Raw genomic sequence first — 15,875 nt, 5'->3', positions numbered from 1 at the left:
CCCCACAGTGTGGCATTGGCCTACGACAGAGTACGACGACATTCGCACCGGCAGACACCGCACTGTCGTCCACGCACACTTGGTTTTCGTCACCCAGTACCGGCATCGCGTGTTCACCGACGAGCACCTCGAACGGATGGAGGAGATCATGCGGGCGGTGTGCGCCGACTTCGAGGTCGAACTGGTCGAGTTCAACGGCGAAAGCAACCACGTCCACCTGCTCGTGAACTTCCCGCCGAAGGTCGCCCTGCCGACGCTGGTGAACAGCCTCACAGGCGTGTCGTCGCGCCGGATGCGGCAGGAGTTCCCCGAGCTGGTCCGGCACTACTGGCGAGCCCAGAGACTCTGGTCGGGGTCGTACTTCGCCGGGTCGGTCGGCGGCGCACCACTGTCGGTGTTGCGGCAGTACATCGAGCAGCAGGACCGTCCCGCGTGCGCCTTCACCTCCACCCTGAAGGGTGGAGCACTAGCGCACATTCCGGTAGCGGCACCTCAGGCGGGTGGTGTCGGACGCCGGCCAGGATCGAGCCCGGGTACGACCAGGCCCGACTCGTATCCGATCACCACGAGCTGGGAGCGATCGCGGGCTCCGAGTTTCGACAGCAGTCGGCTCACATAAGTGCGTGCGGTCGCGGGGCTGATGTGCAGGCTCGCGCCGATTTCGCCGTTCGATTCGCCGATACCCACTCAGGCCAGGACATCGCGTTCCCGCTCGGTGAGCGAGTCGAGCAGTTCCGGTTTCACCCGGTGGTCCGACTGTGTCGCGAGGAAACCCATCACCTTCGTGGCAATACTCGGAGACAGCAACGAGTTTCCGGCCGCGACCGTCCGGATTGCGGCGCGGAGGTCGGCGGGATCGACGTCCTTGAGCAGGTAGCCGGCTGCGCCCGCCCGGATGGCGCCCAACACGTTCTCGTCCTCGTCGAATGTGGTCAGAACGATCACGCGAACACCGACCAGCGACGGGTCGCCGACGATCCGTTCGGTCGCTGTGATCCCGTCGATGTCAGGCATTCGGACCTCCATGAGGACGACGTCCGGTCGGTGGCGATGCACAGCGCTGAGTGCGGACTGCCCGTCCTCGGCCTCGGCGACGATCTCGATGTCACCGTCTCGCTCGGCGAGCATCCGCACACCTGCACGCACCACCTCCTGATCATCGACCAGTGCGACACGGATCATGTCGTCAGCGTCACGGGAAGGGCAGCAGCGACAATGAACCCGCCGCCGGGTGCAGTACCTGTGGTGAGCCGGCCACCCAGAAGGTGTACCCGTTCGGCCATCCCCGCGAGACCGTATCCTTCGCGGTGGCTTCCAGGAGCGCCGACACCGTTGTCGCGCACGGTGATCCGAAGGATACCGTCTTCGACGGCGCCGGTGATCGTGGCGCCACTCGCATGCGAGTGGCGACGGCCCGCTCGCCCACCCGATCGCGATCGTCCCCATGCTCGCGGTGAATGCACTGTGGGGACTCGGCGCAGGATGTGTGGCCTATGTCATCAGGCGCTCCCGGACCGGCCGCGACGTGTCCCACCGGATTTGACCACCCCGTGCGCAGGGTCGGTGTCGGAGCACTCGGGGTGGTCGGTGGCCTGCTGGCGGGGATCATCGCCGCGGACCTCCTCGCGGCAAGCCCGGTCGGGGATGCGGTGGCGATCCTGATGCCACTGTGGGGCATCCTCGGCGCCCTCGTCGCGATCGCCCTCGACAATCGGGGCCAGCGCACTTCGAGACCCGCCCGTCCGAGCGGCCGGTGATGGCGGCATCGTGTTGAACTGGACCGCCCGAGCAACAAGACTCGAGCAGTGACCACCCGACTCTCACCACGCCTCGCCGAAATCGTGGCAGCCCTACCGATCCGACCCCACCTGCGCGTGCTCGAGATCGGCTGCGGTCCCGGTGCCGCGGCACGCGCGATCGCCGATGAACTGACCACGGGCCACATCCTCGCGATCGACAGGTCCGCCACCGCGATCGAACAGCTGACGGCGCTCTCGACCGGCCAGATCGATGCAGGCCGCCTGAGCGCACGCCACGTGGCCGTCGAGGACTTCGCCCTGGCTGGTGATGACGAGCCGTTCGACCTCGTCTTCGCGATCCGTGTCGGCGCACTCGACGGCCGACATCCCCGAGCAGGCCGAGTAGCCATCGAACGCATCGCGGCGGCAACACACCCACACGCTCGGCTCTTCATCGACGGTGGAAACCCGCTCCGTGAACTGCCGATTCACCGGCCCTTCGAGTCGACGTGCGAGCCCCTCGGCCAATAGGGTTCGCATATGCCCGACATCGTCACACTGACCATGAACCCGGCCCTCGATGTCACCACCTTCACCGACCAGGTGATTCCCACCCGCAAACTTCGGTGTGACGAGCCCTTCTACGACGCGGGAGGAGGCGGGGTGAACGTCGCGAAGGTCGCGCGCGTGCTCGGTGCGTCGGCCGCAGCGGTGTATCCGGCGGGGGGCGCTCGCGGCGAGCAGATGAGCGGGTTGCTCGACGACGACGATGTCGAAGAACACATCGTGCCCATTGCCGATGACACCCGGGAATGCTTCACGGCGATCGATCGTGCGAGTGGTCTCGAATACCGGTTCGTCACTCCCGGCCCCGAGTTGACTGTCGAAGAGCAGCAACAGTGCCTTGCTGCTCTGACCGAGGCGGCGAAGGACGCGAAATATGTCGTCGCCAGCGGAAGCTTCCCGCCCGGTGTGCCGGGCACCTTCGTACGCCGGATTGCAGCGGCCGCGCGCATAGCCGGGGCTCGGTTCGTCCTCGATTCGTCGGGCGATGCACTCGCGAGCATCGAGTCGGGGGTGTTTCTCGTCAAACCGTCGTTGGGTGAACTGTGCGAATGGGTCGGTCACGACCTTCCCACGTCGCACGACCGGATCGCCGCCGCCCGCGAACTCGTCGAACGCGGTGTCGCGGAGGTCGTGGTGGTATCGCTCGGTGCCGACGGGGCCATCATGGTCACCGCCGAGGACGCCGTGCAGGTGCCGGCTCTCGACGTGGAGGTGCGCAGTGCGGTCGGGGCCGGTGACAGCATGGTCGCCGGACTCGTCGTGGGATTACTGCAGGACCGGCCGTTGCGAGGCGCGTTGGCGCTGGGGATCGCTTGTGGTTCCGCAGCCCTGCTCACGGCAGGTAGCCACGTCTGCCGTCGCGAGGACATCGACCGCTTCGATGCGCTCGTCCGCAGTCGGTGATGTCGACGGCGCCGCTGGCCTGAACGACCGAGCCTTCCTCCAGTTGCACGGCCTTCCGTGGCTCGACGACCCACGGAAACTCGTGCAAGCGGAGGAAAGTTCCGGAAGTCGACGCGCGGTCAGTCGAGGAACAGGGTGCGGTCGCCGGCGTCGTTGCCCGACTGGAGAAGGTGGGGCATCTCACGCGCGAGCCCGATCCGTGCGACGGACGCACACGGCACCCGCGTGGTCGGGCGAACAGCCGTGATCGAGTCGCACGAGGCGCTGTTCGGGGGAGTGCCCGCCTGACTCGGCATCATCCGGACGCCGCGGCATCGCGGTTGCGGTCACCGGAACGACCCCCTGCGGCGTTTCAGTGACCGTGACCGCGACAGCGCGTGGATACGGACCCGGGCACTTCGTCGAGTTCGGGGACTCTCCGTGGTTGCGGGCACGGTGCCATGAGCATACTCGAGGAAACCATCCGTCCGGTATCCGCGACAGAGGAGAAAGACCCTGATTCGGTGCGGTGGGCGCGCCGACGCGGAGGTCGCCGTGCGCACTAGACTTGCCCGACGTGGCCCACCCGATGATTGCTCCCTCCATCCTGTCCGCAGACTTCGCGCGTTTGGCCGATGAAGCGCACGCCGTTGCCGGCGCCGATTGGTTGCACGTCGATGTCATGGACGCGCATTTCGTGCCGAATCTGACCCTCGGCCTGCCGATCGTGCAGTCGCTGCTGAAGGCAACCGACATTCCCCTCGACTGCCACCTGATGATCGAGGATCCGGGCAGGTGGGCGCCGCCGTACGCGGAGGCCGGTGCACACAACGTCACCTTCCACGCCGAGGCCACCGACGACCCTGTCGCCGTCGCGCGGGACATCCGGGCGGCAGGCGGCAAGGCGGGGCTGTCCGTCAAGCCCGGCACCCCCATCGAGCCGTACCTCGAGATCCTGAAGGAGTTCGACACCCTTCTCGTGATGAGTGTCGAACCGGGATTCGGGGGCCAGTCGTTCATCCCTGACGTGCTCGGCAAGGCCCGCGCGGTGCGGCGGCTGGTGGACTCCGGCGAGCTGCGCCTGCTCGTCGAGATCGACGGGGGCATCAACGCCGACACCATCGAGGCCGCAGCCGAAGCCGGCGTCGATTGCTTCGTCGCCGGCTCTGCGGTCTACGGTGCGGCGGATCCGGGCGACGCGGTGCGCAAGCTACGCGCGCAGGCGGGGGTGGCCTCCGCGCACCTGACTCTCGCGCCGTGACCGCACCGGAACTCGCCGAAGCGCTGCAGTTCGCGCTCGACGCCGCAGAAGCAGTTCGCGGGACGACGAGCCCCAACCCACCGGTGGGCGCCGCCATTCTCGACGCGGACGGTCGTATCGCCGGGGTCGGGGCCACCGCACCACCCGGCGGGCCCCACGCCGAGGTGCGCGCACTTGCGGCGGCCGGGGACCGCGCGCGCGACGGCACGGCTGTCGTCACCCTCGAACCCTGCAACCACACCGGTCGCACCGGGCCGTGCACCCGGGCCCTGATCGACGCCGGCATCGCGACCGTCCACTACGCGATCCCCGATCCGAACCCGGTTGCCGGAGGCGGTGCGGACATCTTGCGTGCCTCCGGAATCACGGTCCACGAAGGTCTCGGCGCCGACGCGGTGGCGCACGGTACCCTCCGGGCGTGGCTGCATCGGCAGCGCACGGGCCGGGCGCACGTGACCTGGAAGTACGCGGCGGGACTCGACGGGCGCAGCGCGGCCGCCGACGGCACCAGCCAGTGGATCTCCGGCCCGGACTCCCGCACGCGGGTACACGACGAACGTAGTCGGCTGGACGCGATTGTGGTGGGTACCGGCACCGTCCTCGCCGACGACCCGTGGTTGACCGCGCGCCTGCCCGATGGTGATCTTGCACCGCATCAGCCTCTGCGCGTGGTCGTCGGGTTCAGCGACATCCCCACCGGTGCGCGGGTGCTCGACGACAGCGCACCGACTCTGGTTCTGCGCACACACGACATCGACGAGGTGCTGACGGCGCTCACTGATCACCCCGATGTGCTCATCGAGGGTGGCCCCCGGCTTGCCGGGGCATTCCTTGCGGCGGGTCGCGTCGACCGAATCCAGGCGTATATCGCGCCGGTCGTGCTCGGGGACGGGACTGCCGCTGTGCAGGACGCGGGCGTCACCACGATCACCGAGGCGCTACGGTTTCGTCGGGAGCGCGTCGAAACCGTCGGCGCTGATGTCCTGATGACCCTGGTCCCGGATCGGGACTGATGAGCCTGGTCCCGGATCGGGACTGATGAGCCCGGTCCCGGACCGGGAGTGAAGGAGCCGAACATGTTCACCGGCATCGTCGAAGAACTAGGTGAAATCGTGGCACGCGACGATCTCGCGGACGCCGCGCGGTTCACTGTCCGTGGACCTGTGGTGACCACCGACGCCAAGCACGGCGACTCGATCGCGGTGAACGGGGTGTGCCTGACCGTCGTCGATGTGGTCGATCACGAGTCGTTCACCGCGGACGTGATGCAAGAGACGCTCAACCGCTCGAGCCTCGAGAATCTGACCGCGGGCAGCCGTGTCAACCTCGAACGCGCCGCAGCGGTGAACAGCCGCCTCGGTGGCCACATCGTGCAGGGGCACGTCGACGGCACCGGTTCCGTCGTCTCCCGCACGCCGTCCGAGAACTGGACCGTGGTTCGGATCTCGTTGCCTGCAGCCATCGCCCGGTACGTGGTGGAGAAGGGGTCGATCACCGTCGACGGTGTGTCGCTGACGGTATCGGCGCTCGGCGGCGAACCCGGCGACGAATGGTTCGAGATATCGCTGATTCCGACGACGTTGTCGCTGACCACACTCGGAGGCGCTGAGGCAGGTACCACCGTGAACCTCGAGGTCGATGTGATCGCGAAGTACGTGGAGCGGCTGCAGAACGCAGGGTGAGAGGTCGTACTGTGGAACAGGACAGTGGACGCGGAGCACGAGTCGTCCGACTAGAAGATGTGGAGTCAGGGCAGTGACGAGGTTGGACACCATCGAGCGCGCGGTCGCCGACATCGCCGCCGGTAAAGCGGTCGTCGTGGTCGACGACGAAGACCGTGAGAACGAGGGAGACCTCATTTTCGCCGCCGAGAAGGCCACTCCCGAGTTGGTAGCGTTCATGGTGCGCTACACCTCCGGGTACCTGTGCGTGCCGCTCGACGGTGACGACTGCGACCGACTCGGACTCCCGCCGATGTACTCCACGAATCAGGACAAGCACGGCACGGCATACACCGTCACGGTCGACGCGAAGGAAGGTATCGGCACCGGCATCTCGGCGTCCGACCGCGCCACCACGATGCGGCTGCTCGCCGATCCCGATTCGACCGTGCTGGACTTCACTCGTCCCGGTCACGTGGTGCCACTGCGCGCGAAGGAAGGCGGGGTGCTGCGTCGTCCCGGCCACACCGAAGCCGCGGTCGATCTCGCTCGCATGGCTGATCTGCGGCCGGCCGGTGTGATCTGCGAGATCGTCTCGCAGAAGGACGAGGGCCATATGGCCCGCACCGATGAGCTGCGGGTGTTCGCCGATGAGCACGACCTCGCGCTGATCTCCATCGCGGATCTCATCGCGTGGCGCCGTAAGCATGAGAAGCACGTCGTGCGGATAGCCGAAGCGCGGATCCCCACCCGGCACGGTGAGTTCACCGCGGTCGGCTACCAGAGCATCTACGACGAGGTCGAACACGTCGCGCTCGTCCGCGGCGATCTCGCCGGAGCCGACGGTGACGGTGCGGACGTGCTCGTGCGCGTGCACTCCGAATGCCTGACCGGTGACGTGTTCGGATCGCTGCGGTGCGATTGCGGCCCGCAACTCGACGCGGCACTCGAGATGGTGGCGGCGGAGGGGCGCGGAGTCGTCCTCTACATGCGGGGTCACGAGGGGCGCGGTATCGGCCTGATGCACAAGCTGCAGGCGTACCAGCTGCAGGATGCCGGGTCCGACACCGTCGACGCGAACCTGGAACTCGGGTTGCCCGCCGACGCTCGCGACTACGGCATCGGCGCGCAGATCCTCGTCGATCTCGGCGTCTCGTCGATGCGGCTGCTCACCAACAATCCGGCCAAGCGGGTCGGGTTGGACGGGTACGGTCTGCAGATCACCGAGCGTGTTGCGATGCCGCTGCGCGCCAACGCAGAGAACCTCACCTACCTACGCACCAAACGCGATCGGATGGGACACGACCTGATCGGACTCGACGACTACGACGCCGGGGACGCCTGATGAGCGGTGAAGGGCTGCCCGACCTGCAACTCGCCGAGGGCGCCGGGTTGCGTCTGGCGATCGTGGCGGGACGGTGGCACACCGCACTTTCCGATGCGCTCATCGCCGGGGCACGGCGCGTCGCCGAGGATGCCGGGATCGCCGACATCACCGTCGAGCGGGTTGCCGGCGCGATCGAACTGCCCGTGGTCGCGCAGCAACTCGCCCGCACTCACGATGCCGTGGTTGCGTTGGGTGTCGTGATCCGTGGCGGAACCCCGCACTTCGAGTACGTGTGCGACGCCGTGACCTACGGGTTGACGCGTATCGCACTCGACGAGGGGACGCCGGTGGGCAACGGTGTGCTCACCACCGATACCGAGCAACAGGCACTCGACCGCGCTGGGCTGCCGGGTTCGGTCGAGGACAAGGGCGGTCAGGCGTGTGCCGCCGCACTCGACGCCGCCGTCACCTTACGTCGGCTCCGGGGAGTAACGCCGTGACTGCAGCAACCGAGACCGTGTGGGAACTCGACGTCCGCGCTCGCAAGATGACCGTGGCGGCGCAGGTTGTTGCCGGACTCCTGGTGGTCGCGCACATCGGCGCTGCCCTCGTCCTGCGGTCGGGCGGCGACACCGGTGTGCACCTGCGCGTCGCCGACCAGATCGCGATGGTCATGATCGGGTTCGTGGTCGCGGCGGGGGTCCTGCTCTTCGCCCGACCGCGACTGCGCGCCGGTGCGAGCGGGGTGGCACTTCGGAACATGTTCCAGGAGAAGCACTTCGAGTGGAGTCAGGTGCGCGGCATCTCGTTCCCGCATGACGCGCCCTGGGCGCACCTCGAGCTTCCCGACGACGAGTATCTGGCCGTGGTCGCGGTGCAGGCCCGCGACGGTGCGCATGCTGTCGACGCCCTGGAACGCTTCCGCGAGATCGAAGCACGCTACGGCCGGGGTGTCGGAACAGCCGACTAGTCTGGACGGCGTGCCCGACCCCTCGACATACCGCCCCGCCCCCGGCACCATCCCCACGGAGCCGGGGGTGTACAAATTCCGCGACCCGCACGGCCGGGTCGTCTACGTCGGCAAAGCCAAGAGCTTGCGTTCACGACTGAACTCGTATTTCGCCGACGTCTCTTCTCTGCACCCACGTACTCGGCAGATGGTCACCACTGCCGGCAGCGTCGAGTGGACGGTGGTCCGCACCGAAGTCGAGGCGCTGCAACTCGAGTACAACTGGATCAAGGAATTCGATCCGCGCTTCAATGTGCGCTATCGCGACGACAAGACGTATCCGATGCTCGCCGTCAGCGTGGGGGAGAGGTTCCCGCGCCTGTTCGTCTACCGCGGTCCCCGGCGCAAGGGCGTGCGCTACTTCGGCCCCTACTCCCACGCGTGGGCCATCCGGGAAACCCTCGACCTACTGCTGCGGGTGTTCCCGGCCCGAACCTGCTCGGCCGGTGTCTTCAAACGACACGAGCAGATCGGACGGCCGTGCCTGCTCGGTTACATCGACAAGTGCTCGGCCCCCTGCATCGGTCGCGTCGACGTCGACGACCACCGCCGGATCGTCGACGATTTCTGCGACTTCCTCGCCGGTCGCACCGACCGACTCGTCCGCGATGTCGAGGCACGCATGCACGCCGCATCCGAGGAACTCGACTTCGAGCTCGCGGCTCGCTTGCGCGACGATCTCGGCGCGCTTCGCAAGGCACTCGAGAAACAAGCGGTGGTACTCGGCGACGGCACGGACGCTGATCTCGTCGCGTTCGCGGGGGACGAGCTCGAGGTCGCTGTCCAGGTATTCCACGTGCGCGGCGGCCGCGTCCGCGGTCAACGAGGCTGGGTCGTCGAGAAGTCCGGCGACGTCATCGACCGTCCCGCCGACCGCGACACACGACCGGCCGAATCCGACGACGCCGACCGCGACGAAGAGCTGTCGCTGCTCGTCGAACAATTCCTCACCCAGTTCTACGGGGAGGAAGTCGCACTCACCACCGCTTCGGACGGCGACCGCGCCGCAAGCGTGGTGCCGCGCGAGGTACTCGTGCCGGTGCTACCCCCGGATCCGGACGAAATGAGCAGGTGGCTGTCGGGACTCCGCGGCGGACCGGTAAGACTGCGCGTGCCGCAGCGCGGCGACAAGAAGGCGCTGGCCGAAACGGTGCTGCGCAACGCCGGGGAGGCGTTGACCCAGCACAAGCTGCGGCGGGCGGGGGATTTCACCGCACGCTCGGCGGCGTTGCAGGGTATCCAGGAAGCTCTAGACCTGGACTCGGCGCCCCTGCGCATCGAGTGCGTCGACATCAGTCACGTGCAGGGCACGGATGTGGTCGCGTCACTGGTCGTGTTCGAAGACGGACTGCCCCGCAAATCCGACTATCGGCGCTATGCGATCAAGGAGGCTGCCGGGGACGGACGATCCGATGATGTCGGTTCGATTGCCGAGGTCACCCGTCGCCGGTTCCTGCGGCACAACCGCGACGCTGCGCACACCGCGCTCGGTGCCGATGGCTCCGACGGCGGCGATGCCGCCCCGGAAGCTGCGCTCGATCCGGCCACCGGCAGGCCGCGTCGCTTCGCGTACCCACCGAACCTGTATGTGGTGGACGGTGGTGCGCCGCAGGTGGCGGCGGCCACCGAGGTCCTCGACGACCTCGGTATCACCGATGTCGCCGTGATCGGTCTCGCCAAGCGCCTCGAGGAAGTGTGGGTGCCCGGCGAGGACGACCCGGTAATTCTGCCGAGGGCGAGCGAATCGCTGTACCTGCTGCAGCGAGTACGCGACGAGGCGCACCGGTTCGCCATCGCCTTCCACCGCAGCAAACGCTCGCAGCGGATGACGGCGTCAGCGCTCGACGGGATCCGGGGTCTGGGCAACACCCGCCGCAAGGCGCTCGTGACGCATTTCGGCTCGGTCGCGAAACTGCGCGAGGCCACCGTCGAAGAGATCACGGCGGTGCCGGGCATCGGCCGCGCAACCGCGCGGACCGTACGCGACGCACTCCGCGGCGAGGCGGCGAACGACCCGTCGGCATCTGCACCCGACCCGACTTCGGAATCCGTCCCGGATGCAGGGGACACGCCGGTGGGCGATGATGACACGGTCGGCGTGTCGGAAGTACGAGCGGAGTCGCAGCAATGACGGTTGAGGGTCGAGGCAGCAGCGAAACGAGGCGAGACGGTGCCACTCGCCGGGCCGAGGTGATCATCATCACCGGATTGTCCGGAGCCGGGATGAGTACCGCGGCCACCGCACTCGAAGACCTCGGGTGGTTCGTCGCCGACAACCTCCCGCCGCAGTTGGTCATCTCGATGATCGATCTGGCCGTGCGCGCCGATCCGCCGCTCGAACGCCTTGCCATCGTCATGGATGTGCGTAGCCGATTGTTCACCGGCGATCTCGGACAGGTCGTCAACGAACTGGCTGCACGGCCCGTCCAGACCCGCGTACTGTTCCTCGAGGCCTCCGACGCCGTGCTCGTCCGACGATTCGAGCAGGTCCGCCGCAGTCACCCGCTACAGGCCGACACCGCCGACCGCACCCTCATCGACGGGATCGCAGCCGAGCGCGAACAGCTCGCACCGGTGAAGGGTGCGGCCGATCTCGTGGTCGACACCTCCGCGCTCACCGGCCCGGAACTGCGCCGCAAGATCGAAACTGCTTTCGGAGATGCGACGTCCGACACCATCCAGGTGACCGTCGAATCGTTCGGTTTCAAGTACGGTCTGCCGATGGACTCCGACCTCGTGTGCGACGTGCGCTTTCTCCCCAACCCCCACTGGGTTCCCGAATTGCGTCCGCAGACCGGCCGCGATGCGGCGGTGCGCGACTACGTACTGGCCCATGAGAGCGCGCCGGAATTCCTCGACAGCTATCAGCGGATGCTCGAACTGACGACGGCCGGCTACCGGCGGGAGGGCAAGCGCTACATGACGATCGCCGTGGGCTGTACCGGTGGTAAGCACCGCAGCGTCGCCATGACCGAAGCCCTGGCGGGTCGGCTGACCGGTGAACCCGGACTCGACGTGCATGTCGTGCACCGTGATCTGGGGCGCGAGTGAGCACCTATCTCGGAGAGTCTCCGACGGGTCCGGCGATCACGGCGCTCGGCGGGGGGCACGGCCTGTTCGCGACGCTGCGCGCCGTACGCCGGCTCACGGATCGAGTCACCGCCGTCGTCACTGTCGCCGACGACGGCGGATCGTCGGGTCGGCTGCGCGCCGAACTCGGCGTGATTCCTCCCGGTGACCTACGTATGGCACTCGCCGCGATGTCCGCAGACGACCCCGAGGTGGGTGTCTGGACGGAGACCGTGCAGCACCGTTTCGGCGGTACCGGCGCCCTTGCCGGACACTCGGTGGGCAACCTGATCCTCGCGGGCCTCACCGAGGTGCTGGGCGACACCGTCGCCGCCCTCGACACCGTCGGCCGCCTGCTGCAGGTGCGCGGGAGGGTCCTGCCGATGTCACCGATTGCCCTCGACATCGAGGCGGACGTCTCCGGGCTCGAAGCAGATCCGCGCGCGAGCCGATGCATCCGCGGACAGGTCGCGGTCGCGACCACGCCCGGGAAGGTACGGCGTGTTCGGCTGATCCCGGCCAATCCGCCGGCCGGCCCCGATACGCTGGATGCGGTGTGTGACGCCGAACTGGTGGTGCTCGGACCGGGCTCGTGGTTTTCGAGTGTCATACCGCACGTGTTGGTTCCGGAACTGAACGATGCACTGATCCACACGAGCGCCCGCAAGGTGCTGGTTCTCAATCTGGCTGCCGAGCCGGGGGAGACCGCCGGGTTCTCCGCGGAACGGCACCTGCACGTTCTGGCCCAGCATGCGCCGGACTTCCGTGTCGACAACGTCGTCGTCGACGCTGCGTCGGTACCCGCCGGGCGCGAACGTGAGCATCTTCGTCGTGCCGCGACCGGATTCGGTGCCGCCGTCGACTTCGTCGACGTCGCCGAAACCGGAACTCATCGGCACGACCCCGTCAAGTTGGCGAGGGCGCTCGGACAATATCTGACCAGGCCGCACGGACACATCAGTTCCGTGGGCGGTGGCGGAAGGGAGATCGTCTCGTGGCAATGACAGCGGAGGTCAAGGACGAGCTGAGCAGGCTCGTCGTCACCCGCACCAGCAACCGCAAGGCCGAGGTGTCGTCGTTGTTGCGGTTCGCGGGCGGTCTGCACATCGTCGCGGGTCGGGTCGTCGTCGAAGCGGAGGCCGACCTCGGGTCGATAGCGCGGCGGCTGCGTAAGGAGATCTTCGAGCTGTACGGCTACCAGGTGGAGGTGCTCGTTCTCGGTGCCGGTGGGCTCCGCAAGAGTTCGCGCTACGTGGTGCGGGTCGGTAAGGACGGTGAGGCACTTGCTCGGCAGACCGGGCTGCTCGACAGCCGTGGCCGGCCGGTGCGGGGTCTGCCGGCGCAGGTGGTCGGCGGCAGCGTGTCGGATGCCGCCGCAGCGTGGCGCGGTGCGTTCCTGGCGCATGGTTCGCTCACCGAACCGGGACGCTCGTCGGCACTCGAGGTCAGCTGCCCAGGGCCGGAAGCCGCGCTGGCCCTGGTGGGTGCTGCCCGCCGTCTCGGGATCACCGCGAAGGCACGCGAAGTACGCGGTGCCGACCGCGTCGTGATCCGGGACGGTGAGGCCATCGGTGCGCTGTTGACCCAGATGGGCGCCCAGGATACCCGCCTGACCTGGGAAGAACGTCGTATGCGCCGCGAGGTGCGCGCGACGGCCAACCGCCTGGCCAACTTCGACGATGCGAACCTGCGCCGGTCGGCGCGAGCCGCGGTCGCGGCGGCCGCCCGGGTCGAGCGGGCACTGGCGATCCTCGGCGCCGATGTTCCGGACCATCTCGCGGCGGCCGGCTCGCTGCGGGTGCAACATCGGCAGGCCTCGCTCGAAGAACTCGGTCAGCTCGCGGATCCGCAGATGACCAAGGACGCTGTCGCCGGTCGGATCAGGCGGCTGTTGTCCATGGCCGATCGCCGCGCGAAGGAACTCGGCGTCCCCGACACCGAATCGGCGGTGACCGCGGAGTTGCTCGAAGAGGCGTAGCGCGTCACCCTGAAGTGGTGATCCGTGCCACCGAAGGGCGGATCCCACGCGGTGAACCACGCACATTAGTGTGGTGGTCACACCAGCACAATCATCTGAGATCTGGGCAAAGGAGCTTCACTGTGACTGTCCGCGTAGGCGTGAACGGCTTCGGTCGTATCGGACGTAATTTCTTTCGTGCTGTGGAGGCGCAGAAGGCGCTCGGCACCACGGACATCGAGATCGTCGCGGTCAACGACCTCACCGACAACGACACTCTCGCGACGCTCCTGAAGTACGACTCGATCCTGGGTCGCCTCGACAAGGACGTCCGTGTCGAGGGCGACTTCATCGTCGTCGGCGACCAGAAGATCAAGGCGCTCTCCATCAAGGAAGGCCCTGCTGCGCTTCCGTGGGGCGATCTCGGTGTCGACGTCGTCGTCGAGTCCACCGGGATCTTCACCAACGCAGCCAAGGCGAAGGGTCACCTCGACGCCGGCGCCAAGAAGGTCATCATCTCTGCGCCAGCCACCGACGAGGACATCACCATCGTCATGGGCGTCAACGACGACAAGTACGACGGCAGCCAGAACATCATCTCGAATGCCTCGTGCACCACCAACTGCCTCGGCCCGATTGCCAAGGTTCTCGATGACGAGTTCGGCATCGAGAGGGGCCTGATGACGACCGTGCACGCCTACACGCAGGATCAGAACCTGCAGGACGCGCCGCACAAGGACCTGCGTCGTGCCCGCGCCGCCGCCCTCAATGTCGTGCCCACCGGTACGGGTGCGGCCAAGGCCATCGGCCTGGTTCTCCCGCAGCTGCTCGGCAAGCTCGACGGGTACGCGCTGCGCGTGCCGATCCCGACCGGTTCGGTCACCGACCTCACCGCCAATCTGCGCAAGTCCGCGTCGATCGACGAGATCAACGCTGCGATGAAGGCTGCAGCTGAGGGGCCGCTCGAGGGCATCCTGAAGTACAACACCGACCCGATCGTGTCCTCGGACATCGTCACCGATCCGCATTCGTCGATCTTCGACGCGCCGCTGACCAAGGTCATCGACGATCAGGTCAAGATCGTGTCCTGGTACGACAACGAGTGGGGTTACTCCAACCGCTTGGCCGATCTCATCGGTCTCGTTGCCAAGTCGCTCTGATACCTCACATCGAACAGGACATCCGAACAGTGGCAGTTCAGACGCTGAAGGATCTGCTCGACGCAGGGGTGGAGGGTCGTGGCGTGCTGGTGCGCTCCGACCTCAATGTTCCCCTGGACGGCGAGACGATCACCGATCCCGGCCGCATCCTCGCGTCCGCGCCCACGATCAGGGCGCTCGCCGAGGCAGGCGCCAAGGTCGTCGTGACCGCGCACTTGGGCCGACCCAAGGGCGAACCCGACCCGAAGTTCTCGCTGGCGCCTGTCGCCGCGAAACTCGGCGACGTGCTCGGCCGTAACGTCCAGCTTGCCGGCGACGTCGTCGGGCAGGACGCCCTGGCCCGCTCCGAAGGCCTGACCGACGGCGACATCCTCCTGCTCGAGAACATCCGTTTCGATCCGCGCGAAACCAGCAAGGACGACGCGGAGCGGCAGGCGCTCGCCCGCGAACTCGTCGAACTTGTCGGCGACGACGGCGCGTTCGTCTCCGACGGTTTCGGTGTGGTGCACCGTGCGCAGGCGTCGGTGTACGACGTGGCGACGTTGCTACCGCACTATGCGGGCGGTCTCGTCGCCACGGAGGTCGAGGTGCTGGCCAGGCTCACCACCGACACCGAACGCCCGTACGCGGTGGTGCTCGGCGGTTCCAAGGTCTCCGACAAGCTCGCCGTGATCGAGGCCCTCGCGCCGAAGGTCGACACCCTCGTCATCGGCGGCGGAATGTGTTTCACATTCCTTGCTGCACAGGGCCTTTCGGTGGGGAATTCCTTGCTCGAGGAGTCGATGATCGACACCTGCAAGAGCCTGCTCGACCGCTACGCCGACGTTCTGCACATCCCGCAGGACGTGGTGGTGGCCGACAGCTTCTCCGCGGAAGCCGAAGCGAAGACGGTCCCGGCGTCCGAGATCCCGGACGGCTGGATGGGACTGGATATCGGACCGGAGTCGGTGCAGCGCTTCACCTCGCTGCTCACCTCCGCGAAGACGGTGTTCTGGAACGGCCCGATGGGCGTGTTCGAGTTCGCGAAGTTCGCCGCGGGCACCAAGGGTGTCGCCGAGGCCATCGTCGAAGCCACCGGCAAGGGCGCATTCAGCGTTGTCGGCGGCGGCGACTCGGCCGCGGCAGTGCGTCAGCTCGGTCTGCCCGACGACGGGTTCTCGCACATCTCCACCGGTGGTGGCGCTTCCCTCGAATACCTCGAAGGCAAGGAACTTCCCGGCATCGCAGCTCTGGAGGCGTGAGA

Annotated in this window: 16 protein-coding genes and 2 pseudogenes; 16 read left to right on the top strand and 2 right to left on the bottom strand. The window is 67.3% G+C overall.

All coding sequences use genetic code 11. From position 1 onward, the window contains the following. Nucleotides 1–7: 7 nt before the first annotated feature. Nucleotides 8–430 (top strand): annotated as a pseudogene (tnpA, locus tag ACZI8W_RS08920) (IS200/IS605 family transposase); the annotation flags it as partial. Between the two features lie 62 nt (nucleotides 431–492). Here the strand turns inward: tnpA and ACZI8W_RS08915 are convergent. After that, nucleotides 493–1,182: pseudogene (locus tag ACZI8W_RS08915) on the bottom strand (response regulator transcription factor). Continuing rightward, nucleotides 1,179–1,463, bottom strand: coding sequence for a sensor histidine kinase (locus ACZI8W_RS08910; protein ID WP_463368137.1), 285 nt, complete (start codon nucleotides 1,461–1,463; stop codon nucleotides 1,179–1,181). Before ACZI8W_RS08910 ends, ACZI8W_RS08915 begins: the two are co-directional and overlap by 4 nt. A 30-nt stretch (nucleotides 1,464–1,493) precedes the next feature. Here ACZI8W_RS08910 and ACZI8W_RS08905 point away from each other — a divergent pair, with 30 nt between their 5' ends. The 15 genes from ACZI8W_RS08905 (at nucleotide 1,494) to ACZI8W_RS08835 (ending at nucleotide 15,873) form a co-directional block, all read left to right on the top strand. After that, nucleotides 1,494–1,757: a hypothetical protein gene (locus ACZI8W_RS08905; RefSeq protein WP_463368136.1), complete on the top strand. Its 264-nt coding sequence runs from the start codon at nucleotides 1,494–1,496 to the stop codon at nucleotides 1,755–1,757. Nucleotides 1,758–1,805: 48 nt separating this feature from the next. Beyond that, on the top strand, nucleotides 1,806–2,270 hold the full coding sequence (locus ACZI8W_RS08900) for a class I SAM-dependent methyltransferase (protein ID WP_463368135.1): 465 nt from the start codon (nucleotides 1,806–1,808) through the stop codon (nucleotides 2,268–2,270). A 9-nt stretch (nucleotides 2,271–2,279) separates the two neighbouring features. Next, complete coding sequence (locus ACZI8W_RS08895; RefSeq protein WP_463368134.1) at nucleotides 2,280–3,209, top strand: 1-phosphofructokinase family hexose kinase; 930 nt, start codon at nucleotides 2,280–2,282, stop codon at nucleotides 3,207–3,209. 556 nt (nucleotides 3,210–3,765) lie between these two features. Continuing rightward, entirely contained in the window at nucleotides 3,766–4,449 is a 684-nt protein-coding gene (gene rpe / locus ACZI8W_RS08890; RefSeq protein ID WP_463368133.1) for a ribulose-phosphate 3-epimerase, read from the top strand. Further along, nucleotides 4,446–5,462 carry a bifunctional diaminohydroxyphosphoribosylaminopyrimidine deaminase/5-amino-6-(5-phosphoribosylamino)uracil reductase RibD gene (gene ribD / locus ACZI8W_RS08885; RefSeq protein ID WP_463368132.1) on the top strand — a complete coding sequence of 339 codons (1,017 nt, stop codon included), beginning with the start codon at nucleotides 4,446–4,448 and terminating at the stop codon, nucleotides 5,460–5,462. Before rpe ends, ribD begins: the two co-directional genes overlap by 4 nt. A 63-nt stretch (nucleotides 5,463–5,525) precedes the next feature. Continuing rightward, the gene (locus tag ACZI8W_RS08880; RefSeq protein WP_463368131.1) at nucleotides 5,526–6,131 is read left to right on the top strand and encodes a riboflavin synthase; all 606 of its coding nucleotides are present in this window, start codon (nucleotides 5,526–5,528) and stop codon (nucleotides 6,129–6,131) included. A gap of 73 nt (nucleotides 6,132–6,204) precedes the next feature. Then, the gene (locus ACZI8W_RS08875) at nucleotides 6,205–7,455 is read left to right on the top strand and encodes a bifunctional 3,4-dihydroxy-2-butanone-4-phosphate synthase/GTP cyclohydrolase II (RefSeq protein WP_463368130.1); all 1,251 of its coding nucleotides are present in this window, start codon (nucleotides 6,205–6,207) and stop codon (nucleotides 7,453–7,455) included. Then, a complete protein-coding gene (gene ribH, locus ACZI8W_RS08870) occupies nucleotides 7,455–7,937 on the top strand; it encodes a 6,7-dimethyl-8-ribityllumazine synthase (protein ID WP_463368129.1) in 483 nt (160 codons plus the stop codon). The genes ACZI8W_RS08875 and ribH overlap by 1 nt, the downstream gene beginning before the upstream one ends. Then, nucleotides 7,934–8,407 carry a PH domain-containing protein gene (locus ACZI8W_RS08865; RefSeq protein WP_463368128.1) on the top strand — a complete coding sequence of 158 codons (474 nt, stop codon included), beginning with the start codon at nucleotides 7,934–7,936 and terminating at the stop codon, nucleotides 8,405–8,407. Before ribH ends, ACZI8W_RS08865 begins: the two co-directional genes overlap by 4 nt. 10 nt (nucleotides 8,408–8,417) lie before the next feature. Continuing rightward, complete coding sequence (gene uvrC / locus ACZI8W_RS08860) at nucleotides 8,418–10,577, top strand: excinuclease ABC subunit UvrC (RefSeq protein WP_463368127.1); 2,160 nt, start codon at nucleotides 8,418–8,420, stop codon at nucleotides 10,575–10,577. Next, nucleotides 10,574–11,497, top strand: a complete 924-nt coding sequence (gene rapZ, locus ACZI8W_RS08855) for an RNase adapter RapZ (RefSeq protein WP_463368126.1) — start codon at nucleotides 10,574–10,576, stop codon at nucleotides 11,495–11,497. The genes uvrC and rapZ overlap by 4 nt, the downstream gene beginning before the upstream one ends. After that, complete coding sequence (locus tag ACZI8W_RS08850; protein ID WP_463368125.1) at nucleotides 11,494–12,519, top strand: gluconeogenesis factor YvcK family protein; 1,026 nt, start codon at nucleotides 11,494–11,496, stop codon at nucleotides 12,517–12,519. The genes rapZ and ACZI8W_RS08850 overlap by 4 nt, the downstream gene beginning before the upstream one ends. Then, nucleotides 12,516–13,493 (top strand): DNA-binding protein WhiA, encoded by a 978-nt coding sequence (gene whiA / locus ACZI8W_RS08845; protein ID WP_463368278.1) that lies wholly within the window; start codon nucleotides 12,516–12,518, stop codon nucleotides 13,491–13,493. Before ACZI8W_RS08850 ends, whiA begins: the two co-directional genes overlap by 4 nt. A gap of 122 nt (nucleotides 13,494–13,615) precedes the next feature. Then, complete coding sequence (gene gap, locus ACZI8W_RS08840) at nucleotides 13,616–14,632, top strand: type I glyceraldehyde-3-phosphate dehydrogenase (protein ID WP_463368124.1); 1,017 nt, start codon at nucleotides 13,616–13,618, stop codon at nucleotides 14,630–14,632. Between the two features lie 29 nt (nucleotides 14,633–14,661). Further along, a complete protein-coding gene (locus ACZI8W_RS08835; RefSeq protein WP_463368123.1) occupies nucleotides 14,662–15,873 on the top strand; it encodes a phosphoglycerate kinase in 1,212 nt (403 codons plus the stop codon). Nucleotides 15,874–15,875 lie beyond the last annotated feature (2 nt).

The sequence above is a fragment of the Rhodococcus ruitaii genome (genome assembly GCF_055230935.1).
Note: the sequence above shows the minus strand (reverse complement) of the source record. Positions and strands in the feature narration are given on the sequence as shown.